10 protein-coding genes are annotated in these 19,372 nt (G+C 41.8%); 7 read left to right on the top strand and 3 right to left on the bottom strand.

The genetic code is table 11. From position 1 onward, the window contains the following. Positions 1–2: 2 nt before the first annotated feature. Positions 3–2,048 carry a TonB-dependent receptor gene (locus IPP74_06400; GenBank protein MBL0318902.1) on the bottom strand — a complete coding sequence of 682 codons (2,046 nt, stop codon included), beginning with the start codon at positions 2,046–2,048 and terminating at the stop codon, positions 3–5. Positions 2,049–2,882: 834 nt separating this feature from the next. Between IPP74_06400 and IPP74_06395 the strand changes: the two genes are divergently transcribed. From IPP74_06395 to IPP74_06365, 7 genes are all read left to right on the top strand, one after another. After that, positions 2,883–3,353 carry a YfiR family protein gene (locus IPP74_06395; protein ID MBL0318901.1) on the top strand — a complete coding sequence of 157 codons (471 nt, stop codon included), beginning with the start codon at positions 2,883–2,885 and terminating at the stop codon, positions 3,351–3,353. A gap of 497 nt (positions 3,354–3,850) precedes the next feature. Next, positions 3,851–13,039, top strand: a complete 9,189-nt coding sequence (locus tag IPP74_06390) for a hemagglutinin repeat-containing protein (protein MBL0318900.1) — start codon at positions 3,851–3,853, stop codon at positions 13,037–13,039. An 8-nt stretch (positions 13,040–13,047) separates the two neighbouring features. Next, entirely contained in the window at positions 13,048–13,536 is a 489-nt protein-coding gene (locus IPP74_06385; GenBank protein ID MBL0318899.1) for a hypothetical protein, read from the top strand. A 75-nt stretch (positions 13,537–13,611) separates the two neighbouring features. Next, the gene (locus tag IPP74_06380) at positions 13,612–14,079 is read left to right on the top strand and encodes a barstar family protein (GenBank protein MBL0318898.1); all 468 of its coding nucleotides are present in this window, start codon (positions 13,612–13,614) and stop codon (positions 14,077–14,079) included. Positions 14,080–14,508: 429 nt separating this feature from the next. Then, on the top strand, positions 14,509–14,745 hold the full coding sequence (locus tag IPP74_06375) for a hypothetical protein (protein MBL0318897.1): 237 nt from the start codon (positions 14,509–14,511) through the stop codon (positions 14,743–14,745). A 190-nt stretch (positions 14,746–14,935) separates the two neighbouring features. Then, the gene (locus tag IPP74_06370; GenBank protein MBL0318896.1) at positions 14,936–15,724 is read left to right on the top strand and encodes a type IV toxin-antitoxin system AbiEi family antitoxin domain-containing protein; all 789 of its coding nucleotides are present in this window, start codon (positions 14,936–14,938) and stop codon (positions 15,722–15,724) included. Positions 15,725–15,982: 258 nt separating this feature from the next. After that, a complete protein-coding gene (locus IPP74_06365) occupies positions 15,983–17,014 on the top strand; it encodes a nucleotidyl transferase AbiEii/AbiGii toxin family protein (GenBank protein ID MBL0318895.1) in 1,032 nt (343 codons plus the stop codon). Between the two features lie 79 nt (positions 17,015–17,093). Here the strand turns inward: IPP74_06365 and IPP74_06360 are convergent, their stop codons facing one another. Together IPP74_06360 and IPP74_06355 are read right to left on the bottom strand one after the other, a co-directional pair. Then, on the bottom strand, positions 17,094–17,498 hold the full coding sequence (locus tag IPP74_06360; GenBank protein MBL0318894.1) for a hypothetical protein: 405 nt from the start codon (positions 17,496–17,498) through the stop codon (positions 17,094–17,096). Between the two features lie 517 nt (positions 17,499–18,015). Continuing rightward, positions 18,016–19,248 (bottom strand): hypothetical protein, encoded by a 1,233-nt coding sequence (locus IPP74_06355; protein MBL0318893.1) that lies wholly within the window; start codon positions 19,246–19,248, stop codon positions 18,016–18,018. Between the last annotated feature and the right edge of the window lie 124 nt (positions 19,249–19,372).

Genomic DNA, 19,372 nt, shown 5'->3' with positions numbered 1-19,372 from the left:
ACTCAAAATCTATACGCAGCTTTTAACATGACATTACGCGGAACGACCGCAGCAGAACTTTGTAGAGGTGCTGAAAATTCCTGATGGTAATGATCAAAAATATTCTGCCCTACTAGACTCAAATCCAAACCATCTATAGGTTCCCAACCAATCCTTGCATCGAACCTGAAGTAGTTATCTATGCCAATAGAAGGCAAATTGTCAACAAAAAATAAAATATTATCTAACTCAAAATTATGAGGCAACTTAATATGTGATCTCAAATTAAATTGGTTCCTAGGGGATTTACCTTCATCTATCCTTAACTGAGTGTCAGTACTTGAGGGATCTATGTCAGTTTCAATTTTTAGAAAAGAATAACTGCCTGTAAGTTCCCAAAATTGCTTTATCGGCTCCCATTCCACTGATATTTCCCCGCCATAACTTCTTGCTCTACCTAAATTGGCAACATCTAATGGGATAGCTACATTAGCTAATGAATAAGGTACTCCCCTTTCAAGAGTTCGCAAATCATCATAATCATTATAGAAAATAGACGTATCAACAAACAAATCATCTCTTGGAAGAAAACGATGTCCTAACTCATAGGCCATAAGAGTTTCTGAACCATATGATCTATCGCCAATTTGCGATACGTACCCAGCAGAGCTGCCCGGAAAAAGAGCATTAGGTGGAAGTATCGATACAGCTAATTGAACATCATCTTCCGATCGATTTGGCGTCCTGACTGCTCTCGAAATAGCTCCCCAGAATGAGTTCTTTTCATTTGCATGCCAGAGCATTCGAGCAGAGGGCTGTATTTCAATACCCGTATGTTCATTGTGCTCAATCTTTGTGCCTAACGTTAGAAAAAGAACTTCTGGTTTTAATGAAATTGTGTCCTGGGCAAATGCATTAAACAGATTCTCCGATATGCTATCTGGTGTGTATATAAAATATTCCGAATTCCTCAAATTATCGGAATAGTACCGATAACCTCCCCCCCAAACAATTTGATTAGTTTCGTTTGGAGCATAGGTATTTTGATATTCAAAATCGAGAGTATGGCTTATTTGGCCTAATACCGAAGGGTTATCACGATTGACATCATCATAATAGAGTTGCGTCGATGAGACGGAAATATCAGAATGTTTATGAACCCACTTCATAAGAATATTGCCACCGCTTCGTTTTTCCTGGTCATTAATCTGCTGGCTATAGGGAGCAGATAAGATCGGCAATGTCAGGGTTCTATCTTCTGTAATTCCATAAAGATCACCCTGAACAGTGAGTGAATCCTGTGACGATTTATCCCAATCAGTTCGAAATCCGACTTGGTTAGACTGCCAGTTATCATTATTATTCTGGTTGTCTAAGCCCTTAAAATTATCACGATTAAAATGTTTTGCATAGGCTCTATAATAAAAATCACCTACCCTTCCGCCTTGTCTAACTCCCGCTCCTAGTTCTAGATTTCCGACGTTTGAGGTAATAAGCGTAGATGAAGTACTTTTTGCATTTTTAGTGATAATATTAATAACACCATTAACCGCATTGGCCCCCCATAATGTAGCACCAGGCCCACGTATAATCTCAATTCGATCAATGTCTTCAATAAAAGTATCTTGGACATCCCAATTGACACCTGAAAATAGCGGTGTATATACCGTTCTTCCATCAATAAGCACCAAGAGTTTGTTTGAAAGCTGATCATTAAATCCCCTTGCAGATATCGCCCATTTATTGGACCCAACCTGTGAGACTTGTATTCCAGGGGCCAATCTAAGAGCCTCTGGGATACTTGTTACTCCAGACCGACGAATATCCTCGGCTGTAATCGCATAAACAGCTGCAGAAGCATCTTTTATATTTTCTGCCTGCTTAGACACGGATGTTACCGTAATATTTTGTCTACGAAGAATCTCTGTAAGAGGTGTTTTTAGTAGGTTTTGTTCATCATTTGAAAGAGGCTCATCTGATCCATATTCAACGGCCCATACATAATCTAAGGGCACAAACATACTTGCTCCCAGAAAGAAAGTGACCATGGCCATTTTTTTAAAACTCATACATAACACTCCCCAAATGTAGTCTTTATCGATTTATTCCCTGTTTTTAATCCTAATTTCTTATGAAAGCTAGGTCAAGAGCAAACAAGTGTTTACAATTACGCTGGCAATATATACAATACATAATTCTGTCTTTCAACCTTTTATGGCTTAACTCTGTGGGATAATGAATGGAGCTGACTTTAACTAAAGAAATGATCTGGATATCAAATCATCGCTTCTATAAGCGGTTAGATGATATATGCATTTCATCGATGAAAATAACCTGGGATCCGCTGAGTAGAAATAATCCTGAACATGCTATTCATGTTATGGGGCAATGTGATTTTATTAATTCACCCTATCAAGAAACAAACTCAAATGATGTGTCCGAAACAAACTATATTGCCCTTATCCAACAAATTGAAAAAACGTTACAGAACTTGCTTCTGATCCCATTCGAGTCTTCTTTATATTCCCTAAATGGAAAGATTATAAGGCAAGCCCCGAAGGATAATATCTCTTTTAAACTTTGCTTAAAACAATTTACTAGAAGACAATTCCAATTTATCGAATTTAATTGCGATTTCTTTCAATTTCTAAATAAAATTGCGGAATTCACTTCAATAAGCAATTCTCAAAGAAATGCCTGCACCGAATTCTAACATGCCAAGACATAAGAAAACATAACGTTCAGATCAAATCGTGATTGTGTTCTATTAAAAAATTTGTAACAATAATAGGGCGAGGTTTGGATGAATTTTATAGTGTTATTGATTGTAATAAATGTTTTGGTTTAAAACTCTATTTTCAACGTTTCTTTTTGTTTGCGTTATAACAGTAAGTTGGACTGTCATGGCCATCGAATTTGTCCGACCATTTAAAGAAAATATCGCGATTGCAGCATTTGTTTATAACCTCACAGATTATGTTTCATGGCCTCAAAAGCCATCCACAATTAAATTATGTTTCATGAATTCGGATGATATTTTTAAAGAAGCCGAAAGGATTTACAAAGAATCCAATTATAAATACAACTACCTACTAAAAAAAATTGATGATATGAATCAAATTTCTGGGGAAGCATGTAACCTTCTCTACATTGACTCGAATAACAAAATTCTTCTTGAAGATCTTATTTTAAAACTAAATTCAAAACCCATCCTTACTGTTAGTGGTACGCATAATTTTGCAAAATTAGGTGGGGCAGTTGAATTCAATTTTAAGGATGGTCAAGTAAGTATGATTATAAATCTAAGACACTTAAAACCAACCCAGCTCAAAATTGATGCTGAGCTTCTGGATATGGTCGAGTTGATTCGTTAGTCTTTCCCGCAATGAAATTTGATAGTTTATCAATAAGCCACTTGTTAGGAAATGAGCCCGACAATAGAACTGCTGTGCGTCTTTTATAACCGCATCGTCATCGACGCCGACTCATAAATTTCATCTTCGCGCTCATTAACAAACGATGGTAGATGGGGTGAGAGTAGGTGACACCGATATTTAAGTAAAGATTTTGCTGCTCCTGTTAATGCTCCTTATACCATTGCTCAAATGTTTCATCCTGCTGCTGCAAAATACGATTCTGTTGTTCCGTTGCTTTTGCTCATCGGCAGGTAAGACCACAAAACATCTTACAGGTATGCATTCATAAACAACGCACCACAATTTTCTTTCATTTTATATACCGCGATAGTAGCAATATAATTTAAAATTTCAACTCTAATATGCAAAAACATCTTGTAAAACAAAAAATCCAATGCTATCAAGTAAGGCGAAATGGTGTGGATATATATTTTAAGATTAGGATTATCTTCTAAATGGCTGGGATATTTGTTTTTTTGTCACGACGATTACTGATTTACTGGCTGGTAGCTCTTCAATTATTCCAGCCAATGGCTGCTCATGCGCAAACAATCATCACGCCGGATCAAAATGCAGCTGCCAATAATAGACCAGTTGTTGCCGAATCTGCTAATCATACGCCCGTTGAAAATATTGCACCGGTGAGCGCTGGCGGGGTATCGCACAATGCACTGACTGATTTTCAAGTGGGACAAGAAGGGGTCATTATCAATAACAGCGCCAGCAATGGGGTTTCCACTATTGGCGGGGTTGTGCTTGCTAATCCCAATCTGCATTCTGGCCAAGAAGCAAGGATTATTCTCAATGAAGTAACGGGAACCAACCCGACCAACCAGGAAGGCTATACTGAAATATTTGGCAAAAAAGCCGAATATATCGTTGCCAACCCCAATGGCATCAGCTGCAATGGCTGCGGTTTTATCAACACGCCTAAAGTGGTGCTTACAACCGGTAAGCCTACTTTTGATGCTAACGGTACGATCACATCGATTAACGTTGAAAAAGGAACCATTACTGTCGGTGGTGCAGGAATGGATGTCTCCACGACCGACTCAGTGGATATTATTTCGCGTGCAGCAGAAATTAATGCGACCATTTGGGGTGGAAAATCATTGAACATTACCGCGGGACAAAACCAGTATGATTACGCCACAGGAAGCGTAACGCCCCTGGCAGCAGAGAGTGCCAGTGACGCATTAAAACCAGTGGTAGCGATTGATGCCTCACAATTAGGTTCGATGTATGCCGGCAAAATTACCTTAAAAAGCACAGAATCTGGTGTGGGAGTTAACAGCCTGGGTGAAATGGTAGCGACCAGCAATGATGTAACCATCAATGCCGATGGTACCATTACCTATGGAACCGCGCAGGCGGCTAATGATATCCACATCACATCGCAAAATGGTGGCATCACTCAACAGACAGGCGCTTATGCCGGAAAATCGATTGCCCTGCACGCGAAAGGGCCTGTGAATGTATCGGGCCAATATCTCTATGCCGAAAATGGCAATGTAACGATTGATACCGAAAATGATGCAATGATGGATGGATCGCAGGCAGGAGAGAGCTTTGCCTTCTTAATGGCAAACCAGGTTGCCCTCCATGCGGGAGGGAGTGTATTATTTTCGCATGTGAGCAGCAGCGGCCACGAACAGGTAATGGATATCAACGCTGGCACGAATCTGGGTTTTGATACCAGCACACTGGCTGCCGGTACTTTTATACTCCAGTCAGGACTTGCTACTCATGTGATTGACAGCGTTCTGGTTTCTCAGAATGACCTCCTATTAAACGCTGCTGATTTTGCCTTAAGCAATAGCACCCTGCTTGCCGTCAATGACTTGACCATGAATGTGAGTGGCAACTGGCAAAACAATCTGGGAGTTATCACCTCTGAGCATCAAACAGCCATTCATGCTGGCGGAGCGCTGGTGAATAACGGCGAATTATCCGCACACAGCAGTTTGAATCTCGAAGCTACCGACATCACCAATAGCTTGGATGGCTATATGGCAGCCAATGGCGATGTGCAGATGAGCGGTACCTCATTCCTTAATCGCGGGCACGTGCAAACCTTAGGATCATTGGCCATTACCGCAAGCGGTGATGTCACCCTGATTGGCAGTTTGTTATCGCTGGGTCAAACCGATATCGGTGCCAACACCCTTTTAAATCAGGGAGGAAGCGTACAGGCAGGTTCACACCTCTTACTGACAGCACAGAATATCAGCAACGCCAGTGGCTTATTTTATAGCGAACGCGACCTCAATGCCAATGCTTCATCGATCCTCAATGATGGAGGTGAATGGGCTTCACTTGGTGCCACAACGCTTACCGCATCGACGGGCCTCACCAATCAACATGAAGGTGTCATTCACAGCAATTCCAGCCTTACACTCCTCTCCCAAGGTGAAATAGACAATAGCGCAACGCTGGTTTCCAGCGGATTATTCATTATAGAAGCCGATACGCTAAACCAAAGCGGTACATTATACACCCTGGATGGCATGGAACTCACCATTCACGGCACAGCGACCAACAGCGGTACGATCCAAAGCGAACAAAGCATCATACTGCAAAGCCAGTCACTGCATAATACCGGCGCTGTCATTGCAAGCAACTTACTCACTGTAAGCGCCATCGATCTGATCAATGCTCAAAATGGCCTGCTAGGAAGCCTTGGCGATTTAACCCTCCAGACAACCAACCTCACCAACACACAGGGAACCTTATACACGGAAGGGTTTTTAACCCTCACCGCTCATCACGTGAATAACAACCAAGGAACGATCATTGCTTCTGCACTTCTACAGCCAGAACAAAGGAGCGTTCAAGCTTCACAATTCACCATCGATGGAACCATAACCAACAATGCCGGCACCATCAGCATCGCCCATAACCTGCATATCGATGCCAATGCCATCGATAATAGCAGCGGTACGATGGTTGTTGGCGGCTCGTTTGTGGTGAGCGCCAATCATTTTAATAACCAGCAGGGAATCACGTCAACAGGCGTTGATATCAATATCCAGAATCTGGATAACCGCAATGGATTAATGGAAGCCGGAGGGCTTGTCCATATCATCAATGATACCATCTTTGAAAATGAAAACGGCACGGTGCAATCGTATGGCAGCAATGGTAATGGGTTGGTTTCCATTTTAGCCAATCAGGATATTAACAATCAAGGCGGCAGTATTTTAGCCTTAGGCAATATTGATTTGACGGTGAATGATGATTACACCATCACCGGTGACGTGCAATCGTCGGGAACGGTTGACATCACCGCCCATAATATTATCAATAGTGGCTCGCTGCAATCAGAAGGATCGGTGGTTTTTAATGCATCCGGCTACATTGAAAACCAGTCGCTTGCTTCGCTTCTGTCTAACGACACAATGGATCTTTTAGCCACCGGCGCCATTACCAATTATGGCGAAATCAGCAGTGCCAACGGCTTGAATCTTACCTCAGGCAGCACCATCACCAACGGCCTTGATGCACTTATGACGACCGGCGGCCCCCTCGCCGTCAGCACCAGTTCAGACCTTATAAACCAGGGCCGTATCAGCAGTTTGCTCGATAGTTCCTTCACGGCATTAAACTTCACCAATAACGGTCAGATTAGTTCAGGCGGTTCGATAACCATAACGACGGATAACATCACCAACACCAGCCTGGTCTTTGCCAGCCAGAATTTGAATCTATTGGTTGAAAATCAGTTGCTGAATGATCAAGGCACATTAGCGGCACTGGATGGTTCGATTATCATCAGCAATGCAGCAGGAGGCCATGTCCAACAGGTTCATAATCTCTCGGGAACGATTCAATCCTATAATGGCGATGTTTCTATTCAGACCGATTCATTGGTTAATCAAAGAAAAGCCTTAACATTCAGCACAGTAACCATCACCGACCCCCTGCAGCCCTTTTCATTGCAGGATTATTTGGTCGATGCCCAAAAACGTCTCTATACCGCAGAAAACCTGGCCTATAAAGAAGCACATCCAGAAGAAACAATCCTGCTCTATATCAATGGAGTTCCGTATGATGACTGGACTTCTACCCAGATGCTTTCGCAGGTTTATAACGATGTCGGCAGTGCAGGCGTATGGAGCGATGGTTATTTCGTTACAGCAGTGCTTCCTTTAAATTATTGGGATCCAAATCTTACCGAATCATTCTTTACTCAATATGTAAATAATCTTTCCACTTCTTCCACCTATGGCGTCACGATGAGCCATATTCAAGAAACCGCAACGACGGATACCGGCCAATCAATCATCAGTGCCGGCGGGAATATGGCGATTGATGCTACATCCCTCTTAAATGATGCTAGCACCATCGCCAGTGGCGGTAATCTCGCTTTAACCGGAACCACGCTGGTAAATCAGGGATATGATTTATCCAAAACAGACAGGCTGACTTGCAACTGGACCGGTCCCTGTTTAGGCTATCACCCCGAAAATGAAGGTTATTTCCGCCTTAATCTCCCTTCTATGGGATCACCCGGTTCCCAGGTCGACCTTGATACCGGCATTTATCAGCATATCCCCTCACTCATTACCGCAGGGGGAAGTATCACCGGCACGTTTAGCGGGGCGATTGATAATGTATCGATAGTCCAAAACACCGCCTTGCCTGATTATTATCCGCAAGTAGGCCTGACTTCTTATAATAACGCCACCTTGAATGTTCCCGGCACCTCCCAAACGGATATGTATCATTATATCCAAACCCCTCAGGGACAAACGGGATTATTTGTCCTAAACGGCGAGCTGGGGACACTCTCCCAGGTAGGGCGATTGGAAGATCAGGTTGAAGGCGCTTTCGTCCATAATTTTGATGGCCCACCTCTAACACTGGGTTTAGAAGCAAGCGGCGGAAGCCCGGGTTTTAATTACGCCATTGAAACCAATGTGGATTACATCAATGTCGATGCGTATTTAGGTTCGGAATATTTGCTTAACCTGATTGGTTTCAACCCCGACCATATGATCACGTTGCTGGGTGATCCGTTTTATGAAACAAGCCTCATTGAAAAAGTCATTATGGATAAACTCGGCAAACGGTTTATCGCTTCGACCATCACCAACAGCACCCAGCAGATGCAGTATCTAATGGATAATGCCGCTGCAGCCATGGTCGATTTAGAATTAGTCCCCGGCGTTGCCTTAAGCAGTGAACAGCTGGCAGCACTGCATTCCGATATTATCTGGCCCGTGCAGCAAGTCGTCAATAATCAGATCGTTTGGGTTCCTACCCTTTACCTAAGCGCTAATAGTTTGGCTGGCATCGAACCTTCCGGCGCCATTATCAGCAGTGGCCACGCGACCCAATTAACATCTGGGAGCAATTTAAGCAACCTCGGCGGCAAAATCTCCGGTGGCTCATTGATTAACCTCACGAGCACAAACGGCAGCATCCTTAATAAAGCAAGCGTAGTCAACACCACCATCGGCAACAACACCCTTGGCTACCTAGCCAACCAAGGCAACATCACCTCCGGCGGCAGCGTGTTGCTGAACGCTGCGTCGAACATTCACCAGGTAGGCTCGTTACTTCATGCAGAAGGCGATCTGCAGTTGCTTGCGGGGAATGATATCACGTTGGAAACGGCACAGGTGAGTAATGAGCTGACGGGTGCTGCCCAGAAAGGAGGATTATGGATAGAAGACAAGCTGGTAAATGTGGGAAGTGATATCACTGCAAATGGCAATGCCATCGTTAAAGCAGGACATGATTTTACGGTATCCGGCAGTACCTTAGATGTAGGCGGGAGCGCTGCCATTGATGCCGCCCATGATACCACGATCACCTCAGTCCTTGATGCTAATTATTCCGAATTAAATATAAACTCCGGTCATAAGAAATATCTAAAACAAATCTTTTCAACTGAAAATGTTGCGGCTAATTTACTGGTTGGAGAAAATCTCTACATCAATACGCCGGAACAAGGCAGCAATGACAGCCTTGTTTATAAAAACAGCCATGATGTTTCCATCATTGGCAGCAATGTATTAGTTGGCGGCAATACTGCCATTCTGGCAGCCAATGATATAAACATCCTTCCTGAACAGGAATCGGGGTATTTAAATTTTCAAACCAGTAAAAAAGGCTTCCTTTCTTCTTCAAAAAGCAAAACCAATGATATCTGGGTTAACCAGGCGGGTTCCTATTTAGATACAAGCGGCGATTTAACATTAATATCGGGCGGTAATACTTCTATCATCGCCAGTGATGTTTTTGTTGGCGGCGATGCTGCCATTCAAACCGGCCTTTATACCGATAGCTCCGGTACCATACATGAGAACCAAAACGCCGACCTGACTATTTCATCTGCTACGGATGTGTATTCCCACAGCTATGCTTTCCAGAAGAAGAAAATTGGCCTTAGCAGCCCGATGAATATCCTCGGCGGCGTGGTGGCAGGAGCTATAATGGGAGGTCCTGCTGGTGTAGCCTTGGCAGCAAGCTCCGTTCCTGCCCTTTCTTTTAAAGGAAAAAAAGAAGCAACCCTTAACGAAACCCAGGCCAGTTCCACCTTATATGTAGGCGGTAATTTAACCACGCACTCCCTTGGCGACACCGCCATTATTGCCAGCAATATTATTGTGGATGGTGATGCATCGATGGTGGCTGGATTAGTAACCGACAGCAACGGTAATGACCATATTAATAGTAACAGTGATTTGCTCCTGTTATCAGGTCAAGATCTATCGATGGAAGCAACACAGTCGCAAAGTGGCAAATTATCGTACAGTCCTTTTGCCGGTTTAGTCGCCACAACGCTGACAGGAAACCCGCTGGGCTGGGCAGCGGGATTACACGGCAAATACACCAACCATCAATATGACGGCATCACCATGTCGGAAGTACCAACCTATTTAAGTGTCGGTGGCAGTTTCACCGGCCAGGCTTTAGGGGATATAGGGATTGTCGCTAGTGAAATTCATGCTGTCAATGATATCACACTAACCGCTGGCACCTTAACCACCGAAAACGGCACCTACACCAACGCCAATTCAAACGTCACCATTTTAGCCGGTCATAATGTGAATGACCAGCAAACCAAAGACCTGTCCGTTAAACTTGGCTGGAGCAGCACATTATCACCCACCTTTATTGGTGTAGGCTGGGGTTTAACAGGAGCGTATGATCATGTTGAAGATCATGCCATCAGTGCCGTTCCGTCTATTCTTGAAGCTGGACATAACGTCAACATCAATGCTACCCATGATATCAGCTTAGTTGGCAGCCAAGTATTTGCTGGTAATGATGCCAACTTCATAGCAGGCCATAACCTTAATATTCTAGCGGATAATGACGCAAGTGATCACGATGAGCAGCATTTCGCAGCTTCGCTTATGGTCACCTATGGTATTAGCTCGCAAGTCAGCGAAGCCATCACTGCCATCAATAATATTTCCAAATTAGGCTCTCTCAATCCCAAAGCCTCTCTTAGCGGCATCAAAGACCTGATGGGAGGTGATTTTGGATTAGACGGTAAAGAGCAATTAATCAATGATGGTTTTGCCATGCATGAAGGTATTGTGGGATTCGGTCAGTTAGGCGAATTTACCTCTAACATTGCCGGCACCTTACAGGGCACCAAATCGCTTGCCGATTTCGCCAATGGAATGGCAACAGCAGGTGTTGGGTTTTCTGCCAATGCCTCCTATTCAGCCAGCGATTCCCACGACCAAACCGCTTATGTATCAAGCATTACTGCCGGTCACAACCTCACGATGGCATCAGGTAATGACACCACGATCATAGGCGCTCACCTTAGCGCCGGAAATGATATGACCTTAGCCGTAGGTCACGATCTCACCATCACCGCTGCACAAAATCACAGCGAAGCAAACAGCATCGGCGCTTCCTTTAGCACTAATATCGGTCTTGAAGGGCAAAATAATTTTGTCGGCGGCGGGGGTACAAATGCAGGCCATGTCAATATCGCTGGCTGGAACTCGCCATTTTCACCGCAAAGCTCCGATAGTTTTGGTTTGGGAGGTTCATTCAGCAATTATATATCCACCTCCTACACCAATGCCACCCTTTCTGCCGGCAACCACCTGCAGATTGATGTAGGCCATGACGCCACCATCAAAGGCGCCAATATTCACAGCAACACTGCCGCCGTCAATGTGGCCGGAAATTTAACCATTGCCTCACTGCAGGACACTGAACAATCAGGTGATGGATCGGCATCCGTTGATTTCATGAACGGCAAATTAAATGGCACCAGTATCCATGGCGGCTACACGGATAAAGCCTGGGTAGGCAATCAAACCAGCCTCGTTACTGATCGCACCTTGACCATGAATATCGGCCAGCAAACCAATATCATTGGTGCCTTAATCAATTCCCACAGCAATGACCTCACACTCACCACAGGCTCACTGATTTTCTCTGACCTTTTCGACCATGATGTCATGAAATCGGGCGGCGCTGGCATCAGCGGCATTACTTCCTTTGGCAAGGATAAACAGCCTAAATCTGGCGATTCCAATTACGGCGAGACCTATCACGGCGATTATACAGCCCATAATATCGAACAAACAACTCATGCAACGATTGGTCTGGGGACAATTACGGTGGCAGGAACCACGCTTTCCCCAGATGCACCAGCTTTAGATGGGCTGAACCGTGATCCTGAAAAAGCTCAGGAAATCACAAAGGTAGTGATCATTGACCCAATTAAGATCGATTATACGGATGTGAATAATTGGGGCCAATTAGTCGATGATATCGGCAGCGTCAAGAAAAACGCAGCTGCGATTGCGGATAAACTTGGAACTGTTCTAACGAATGGAGGTAAAACGCCTTATGAAAAAAGCTTATCCACGATTAAGAATGATTTAGTCCTTTCAGGAAAAATGACCGACAAAGAGGCCGCTGATTTAATTGCAGAAGCCAACCAAATCATAGCAAATGGCTGCTCCATTTCGCAATCCAGCATCATGGATTTCTTCATTAGCAATGCATATGCTGGCCCAAATTGCACAGCAAGCCCAAAAACCCAACTGATGGCAATGACCATTCTTGTGTTTACAGGAATTCTTGAAGCTCAATTAGAATGTAGCGAATGCATTACCTATAAAAAAGCACCCACCGCTTCTGAATTATATGGCAAGGGCGAAGCAATACTCTACGCGGGCGGGAGTATGTCGGAGGCAATTGCGGCTATCTGGAATGAAGCACCGGTGAAGAAACCTTCAGGAAGCGATAAAGGACAAAATAGTGGTGGGACCAATTCTGGGAATGAAGATTCTGTCAACGGCGGAAATGATGAAGATATTTTAGAGGATTATTGGGATAATTCAGGAAAGAAAAAAGTTTCTGATGACTTTGGTGTTGATATTCCTGCAGAGAATATTGAAGGCATAAATGATCAAATAGAAAAAGGCTATGAAGAGGCCCAAGAAATATATGATGAAATTGACATTCATGATCTTAAAGATACCTTCTATAAAAATAGAGGTGGAGAATTACCGAAAGATGGTGTGTATATTGAAATAGATATACCGAATGACCCTTCTGCGAAAAACAGAGGAACGCATCGTATAATTATCGACAAAAAAACGGGACAAGGATGGTATACTCCAGACCATTATGGAACATTTATAAAATTAAAATGAGAAAGCATATGCCTGATACAAATTTCAAAGAGATAGAAAATCATGTTTTAGGGAAATTAGTATTGGTTCCTAATCATCAAGCTACGTTGGAGGTATATTTTAGAAAAAATTGGGAAAGCCAAAAACATTTCTATCGAGTGGTGCGAGCTGATATGCATCAATGTGATTCATGGTTTTCATTAATGCATGAATGGGCTGCTGCGCTTCAATTTAATGAAGATTTTAAATTTGATAAAATTGCTTTTCATCAGACACTAAAAACTTTTAAAGTAGGAAAATATGAAAAATATATTATTAATATGGCTGGTTTTGGAGATATCTTTTCAAAGAATGACGATGACCTTAAGGAGTTTATTTATTCTTTACAGGATATTGTGAGTGCGCGGAAAGATATTGGAATGATTGCACAGATACATCCTGATGCTTATGAAAGATATATAAAAAGACTAAGAAATTCTGATATTAATCTTGAAGAAATATACAGATATATAAAATAATAACCGCAACAATTACATCAATACAATATCTTACCATTAATTAAAGCACAGCCTTTAATAATCAAGAGGGACATAATGCTAAACAACAAGAACAGGCACATTCTTATCGCCACCGCTCAAGATATACTTGAACAATCCATTAAAGACTGGGAAAAGGGTGCCAATAATAGGGTTGTTAAAATTATCAGAGCCAGCAATAATCGATGCGAAACAAAAGAACGGGTATTTCAAGAATTTGCGGCAGCATTGCAGTTTGGTACTTATTTTGGCTGGAATTGGGATGCATATGAAGAATGCTTATGTGATTTTTTTATCAATCCAGATATAGACTATAAACTTCTAATCACCAATGCTGATTATATCCTCACTCAATTTCCAAAAGATTTAGTTATTTTTCTTGATATTCTAAAGTGCATTGATGAGTACTGGCAGGCAAGAGAAACATTACGATTTCAAATTATTCTACATACTGAGCCGTCGAAAAGCACATTGCTGAGGGAGCAATCAGAAGCGTATGGTTTTGTTTTTTTGCAAAATGAATAGTGATTTAGAGAAAATGAAGAACACAAGAGAAAACTAAATAATATATGAAATCTAAATAGCACGATCGGGGTATATGAATGGATTATTGATAATCGTAATGTAACACATAGGCGCTTTTTTCCAGGCGGCAGGGTAAGCACGTGCAAATCAAATACCTAAATGATGATAGCTTTTTGTCCTTTAAAAAACTGAAACTTATTAATTGATTGTATTAGATGAATAATTCAGGAGATTGCTGATATTCTCCACGTCAATTTCCGACTTTTCTGTAGAAGAAATTAGCAAATGTTCAGTATCTCTAAAAGCGGTAAAGGGGCGTATGATATAACTGGGCGACTAAATGACAATAAGGCAGTAACACATATTGAAATTAATGATCATAATGTTTCAAATGTTGTACATATAATTGGGAAAATAATTGGATAATTCATGGAAAAAACAATACAAGATTTATTAAATCCTTTCTGGGCTGATTCAATAGTTGACTTAAAATGGGAAATGGCAAACCATCGACTTATTTTTAAAATTGAAAGGACAGAAAATGATATTAATGAGAACCATGAAATCATTTTTGAAGGGGTTTATGGACTCTGCTATTTTGAAGAAGAGAAATTTGGAGTGACGTGCTCCCCCAAAATTGGTCCACAAAAAAGTAGAGTCTGTTAACTTTAACCTAAAAGGAGCAGACTATGAAAAAGCGTTACACCGAAGATCAAATCATTCACACAGTATGAAATTAGAAGTTCATCATTTTAATGAACTTCTAATTTTATACTGTAATCTCTTGCTGGGTTGGCACACAATATAACATATATAGTTCATTGAAATGATGAACTATATATGTTAGGATTATATTATGAGGCGACCAAAAGAACAATTAGGGGTGTTAATACGTGAAGCGGGGGAAGTATTTACTGTCCGCTCCGGTGCTTCCGTGCTTGGTACTTCCAGTATTGAAATGGCAAAAACCCTTGCCCGCTGGACAAAACAAGGGTGGTTGACACGCATCCGTCGTGGCCTGTATGCCGTAGTGCCTATCGAAGCTTCCGACACGAAACAAGCATTTGAAGAGCCTCTGATTATTATACCTGAATTATTTTCCCCATGCTATATAGGAGGCTGGTCTGCTGCCGAACATTGGGATCTAACCGAGCAATTATTCCGGGATATTTGTGTTCTAACCGAAAAACAGGTTGTTCATAAAAAACAGGAAATCCACAATATCCCTTTTATGCTAACCCACATACCGCAATCCATGAGTTTCGGCACAAAAACCGTATGGAAGAAAGATAAAAAGATTCAGGTTTCTGACCCTCATAAAACCATATTGGATATGCTGCATACACCGCAGCTAGGCGGTGGGATACAGCACATTATCGATTGCTTCCGGGAATATGTGAAAAGCTCGCATTACAATCCAGAGCAATTGATGTCTTATGCCATCAAAATGAATAATGGCGCAGTCTTTAAACGTCTCGGCTTTTTGTCTTCTCAAATTATCGGGGAAAATGAAGCTATCACAAAGCAATGCCATGAACATTTAACAAAAGGCACAGCACACTTTGACCCCTCTCTTAAAGAAGGGACGCTGATAGCTTACTGGCGCCTAATTGTACCAACACACCTCCAATTTCATGACAACTGATGATACCTAAACAAGAAATTTTGCAAATAGCCACTGATACCAACCTTTCGGCACAGGTAACTGATAGAAAAGGATTACGTACTCGGTTGGATACTAGCGGGAATTAACAGGCATGAAGCACTCGCCCAATCCTGGGTATTCAAGGGAGGAACTTGTCTTAAAAAATGCTATTTTGAAACATACCGCTTTTCGGAAGACCTTGATTTTACCCTAAAAAACGGGGCACACCTGGAAGGTAACTTTCTCGAAGACGCTTTCTTGGAAATAAGCGCATGGGTATATGAACAGTCCGGTATTGAGCTGCCTGTGGAACGCATGATTTTTGACCGCTATAAATCGGATTCCTGTCAGGGACGTGTTTTTTACCGTGGTCCCGTTACACCGACATCGCCGAAGCAGATGCCAAGGATAAAGCTGGACTTAACGGCACGCGAGTTGGTTGCCGAATTGCCTGTAATGAACTTGGTTAACCATACCTATTCCGACTTGCCTGGAGATCGAATCCATATCCAATGTTATACGTATATAGAGGTATTTGCGGAGAAAATCAGGGCACTGGCAGAACGGACACGCCCTCGCGATTTATATGACGTTATCAATTTTTTCCGACGGCCGGAATCAAAAAACCTTGCCACTGACGTGAGACGGGTATTGCAGAAGAAGTGTGACTTCAAAGGCATTTCCATGCCTACGCTTGCAAACTTGGAATCACACCGTGAAGCGTGCTTTGCAGGTTGGACAGCCCAGTTAGCTCACCAGCTTCAGGCATTACCTCCTTTTGAATCATTCTGGGATGAGTTGCAGGCATTTTTTAATTGGCTTGAACATCCAGAAATCGTCATTCAGACGTTGCAGGATATCCCTTCACAGCGTGGCACGACACACGATACGACACCTTTGGATATTTGGCGCTATGGCAGCGGTACACCGGGACTTAGCATGTTGGATAGGATCCGCTTTGCTGCCGCAAACCATTTATGTGTGGAAATACTCTATACACGCGAAGATGGACAGCGTAACACGTACATCATAGAGCCATATTCGTTGCGAAGAAATGTAGACAGTCATCTTCTAATTTACGCTTTAAAACACCCAACCAAGGATATTCGTGCATTCCGTACTGACCGTATTATCGAAGCTAAAGTAACATCACAATCCTTCATACCGTCATACCGTGTTGAATTCCTGCCTGCCGGACCGCTTAATACAAGCATATCTGTAACCGGTTCCAGTCAGGCAAGTCTTGGTGTGCCAAAGGAAGTAAGAAGTACGCCGGTTACATCCATTTAACCCTCCAGACAACCAACCTCACCAACACACAGGGAACCTTATACACGGAAGGGTTTTTAACCCTTCAAACATAGTTTAATTAAAAGAATTTTGAATAGTCAAAGTTTAGTTCCATTCTCCACCAACCTTTATCACCATCATATTTTTCCTGCGAAGGAACGTGACGTAACGTGCGACAGGCTTTATTTTCGAGTGCCATAATCACTCTTCCCAGAGCTGCTTTAAATAATTTAGGATCCACCCCTGGTGGAGATTCAGTGAGGATTTTATAATTACTCACATAACCAGTTCGATCAAGCATAATTTCTACTTTAATAGACAGTTGTTCTGACTTCTTAATACCAAGAAGAGGTACCCAGCATTCAGAAAACTGGTCCATGATATAGGCTCTTTCAATGGAAGAAAGGCTTTGTGAAGCAGCATAAGTGGGCTGCGAGTATAAGATTATCATACCAAGCGTAATGAAGAAAAATGCTTTGATCATAAAATATTCAAACGGCTCCATTAATCTGACGCAGTTAGTGGCAGGCTTCATTTGAAAGCCATGACCGCACGCTGTTGGGCATCACTTTACAGGTTTGGATCAACTCTAGGAAGAAGATAAAGTCAGGATGTGATAATTACTCACATAACCAATTCGATCAAGGATAATTTCTAAAATAATGACAAAGTCTATATAAAGGAGAAATTAGTGTTAACGGCCTGTTCTAAAATAAAGTGCAACACCTTATGATGCTTGTTGTTAAAGACAGATAATCAAAAAGATGTTGCGCATGAAAAGATATAACCATTTAAGTTATGATGAAAAAGCAAAGATATCCCAGCTGAAGCAATCTCACCTGTTAGCAAGCGAGATTGCTTCAGCGATCGGCCGGAGACGGCGCATCTCCTAGCAGACGACCTAAGTTGCCGTCAAAGGCAACTCGACAAGGATATCAAACTCCAGGAATACGTTATGGAACACATGCAGAACCATTTTCATATTCAAGAATCATCATACATTATAGCGCTATATGGCTATCCGAAATGAAAACATTTGAAATTTGTTTATTCTTCCTCTCTTGTTCGAGTTTTCTCACATACCCCTTTTCCTCTTTTTTTAGGTATTGGGTAGGATCATTTAAATAGTCTCTAATTGTTGTTGCTACCCGTTGTTCTACACCTTCCACCGTTTTTATAACGCTTATCGACCTGTCTAAAGGGAAATTTCTTTCTTCAAGTTTCTGTATCAAATGCCGCTTCTCTTTTGAAGGAGATTCTATATTTTCGCTGCAGGTTTTTATTATTAACCCCAAAGCGTTTTGGAGCGGTTGCTTTAAATCATCATTGGAATTTAGGAAATTATTTAATTGCGTCATGTATTCAGCAACGGCTTCCATAAGGATCTCGCTGCGATGGATCGGTATAAGAAGAGTAAAAGTGCCTGTTAGTTCTTCTAAGGCCTTTTCAGAAAAGCTCTTATTGCTAAATAAATTCAGATGATTCCTACTCAACATACTAAATTGACCAAGCCTTCCCTCTTTTATTAATTGCGCAGCTATGGGGGCAAAAGCATCTTTATCAAAATTTATTCCTCTTTCAACACAGAGATTGTTTACACATGAAACCAGTTGGAGCAACGTAATTTTGCAAATATCTTCATCCCTCATCACGTTAAATAATAACCCGGTATAATAGGATAGGCCTGATAATTTATTTCTTGTGATGCTGGGATCCATCAACATTTTTAATATAACGTCTCCAATATTTTGATCCAATGTATTTTCTGTTTCAAAGAGCTGGTTTAACACTTCAATATTTTCATTTTTAACCACATGTAAGAAAAAACGCAAACTCCTGTCAGGTAACCATGAGGACTGCTTTCTTGACATCACATGATCATAACTCACTCTTGAATCTAGAATAACATTAACTAATTCATGCGGCTGCTGACGCAAGACGGACGTCCAAAAAAATTTATCATTAAAATCTATCTTAAAATTATTGAGAATAAAGTGTATAATGGTGTCGCTGTTTTTATCCTGGGTTGTTAATAGGCTCGAAGGAAACGTCTCTGATGGAATGTAGTCCTGATTTTCAGGGTCTATTTTGCCTTTTTTTTCGGTAAATGCACTTTCATACAAATTCATGAAATGCTCGGCTATTGACAAATCCCATTCAAAATTTCTATCTTTTATACGGGTTTCTAAAGCTGCTTTATCTGCTAACAACTGTGACTCTAATTGATCTTTCATTTTTTTTCCTATTTATCTAATTATACTAACACTAATTAACTAATTCTCATTGTATATAATAAATTTATAGTGATGTGTCAATAGAGCGCTGCTTCCTCCCATACCATTGTATAGACCGGTGACA

The organism is Alphaproteobacteria bacterium (genome assembly GCA_016722515.1).
In the GTDB taxonomy this organism is placed as follows: domain Bacteria; phylum Pseudomonadota; class Alphaproteobacteria; order Rickettsiales; family JADKJE01; genus JADKJE01.
This window is presented reverse-complemented; position numbering and strand designations above follow the sequence as displayed.

What these genes read in the sequence shown, in the direction of transcription:
- IPP74_06400 (MBL0318902.1), bottom strand. Translation starts at nt 2,048, where the DNA reads ATGAGTTTTAAAAAAATGGCCATGGTCACTTTCTTTCTGGGAGCAAGT.
- IPP74_06395 (MBL0318901.1), top strand. Translation starts at nt 2,883, where the DNA reads ATGGCCATCGAATTTGTCCGACCATTTAAAGAAAATATCGCGATTGCA.
- IPP74_06390 (MBL0318900.1), top strand. Translation starts at nt 3,851, where the DNA reads ATGGCTGGGATATTTGTTTTTTTGTCACGACGATTACTGATTTACTGG.
- IPP74_06385 (MBL0318899.1), top strand. Translation starts at nt 13,048, where the DNA reads ATGCCTGATACAAATTTCAAAGAGATAGAAAATCATGTTTTAGGGAAA.
- IPP74_06380 (MBL0318898.1), top strand. Translation starts at nt 13,612, where the DNA reads ATGCTAAACAACAAGAACAGGCACATTCTTATCGCCACCGCTCAAGAT.
- IPP74_06375 (MBL0318897.1), top strand. Translation starts at nt 14,509, where the DNA reads ATGGAAAAAACAATACAAGATTTATTAAATCCTTTCTGGGCTGATTCA.
- IPP74_06370 (MBL0318896.1), top strand. Translation starts at nt 14,936, where the DNA reads ATGAGGCGACCAAAAGAACAATTAGGGGTGTTAATACGTGAAGCGGGG.
- IPP74_06360 (MBL0318894.1), bottom strand. Translation starts at nt 17,498, where the DNA reads ATGATCAAAGCATTTTTCTTCATTACGCTTGGTATGATAATCTTATAC.
- IPP74_06355 (MBL0318893.1), bottom strand. Translation starts at nt 19,248, where the DNA reads ATGAAAGATCAATTAGAGTCACAGTTGTTAGCAGATAAAGCAGCTTTA.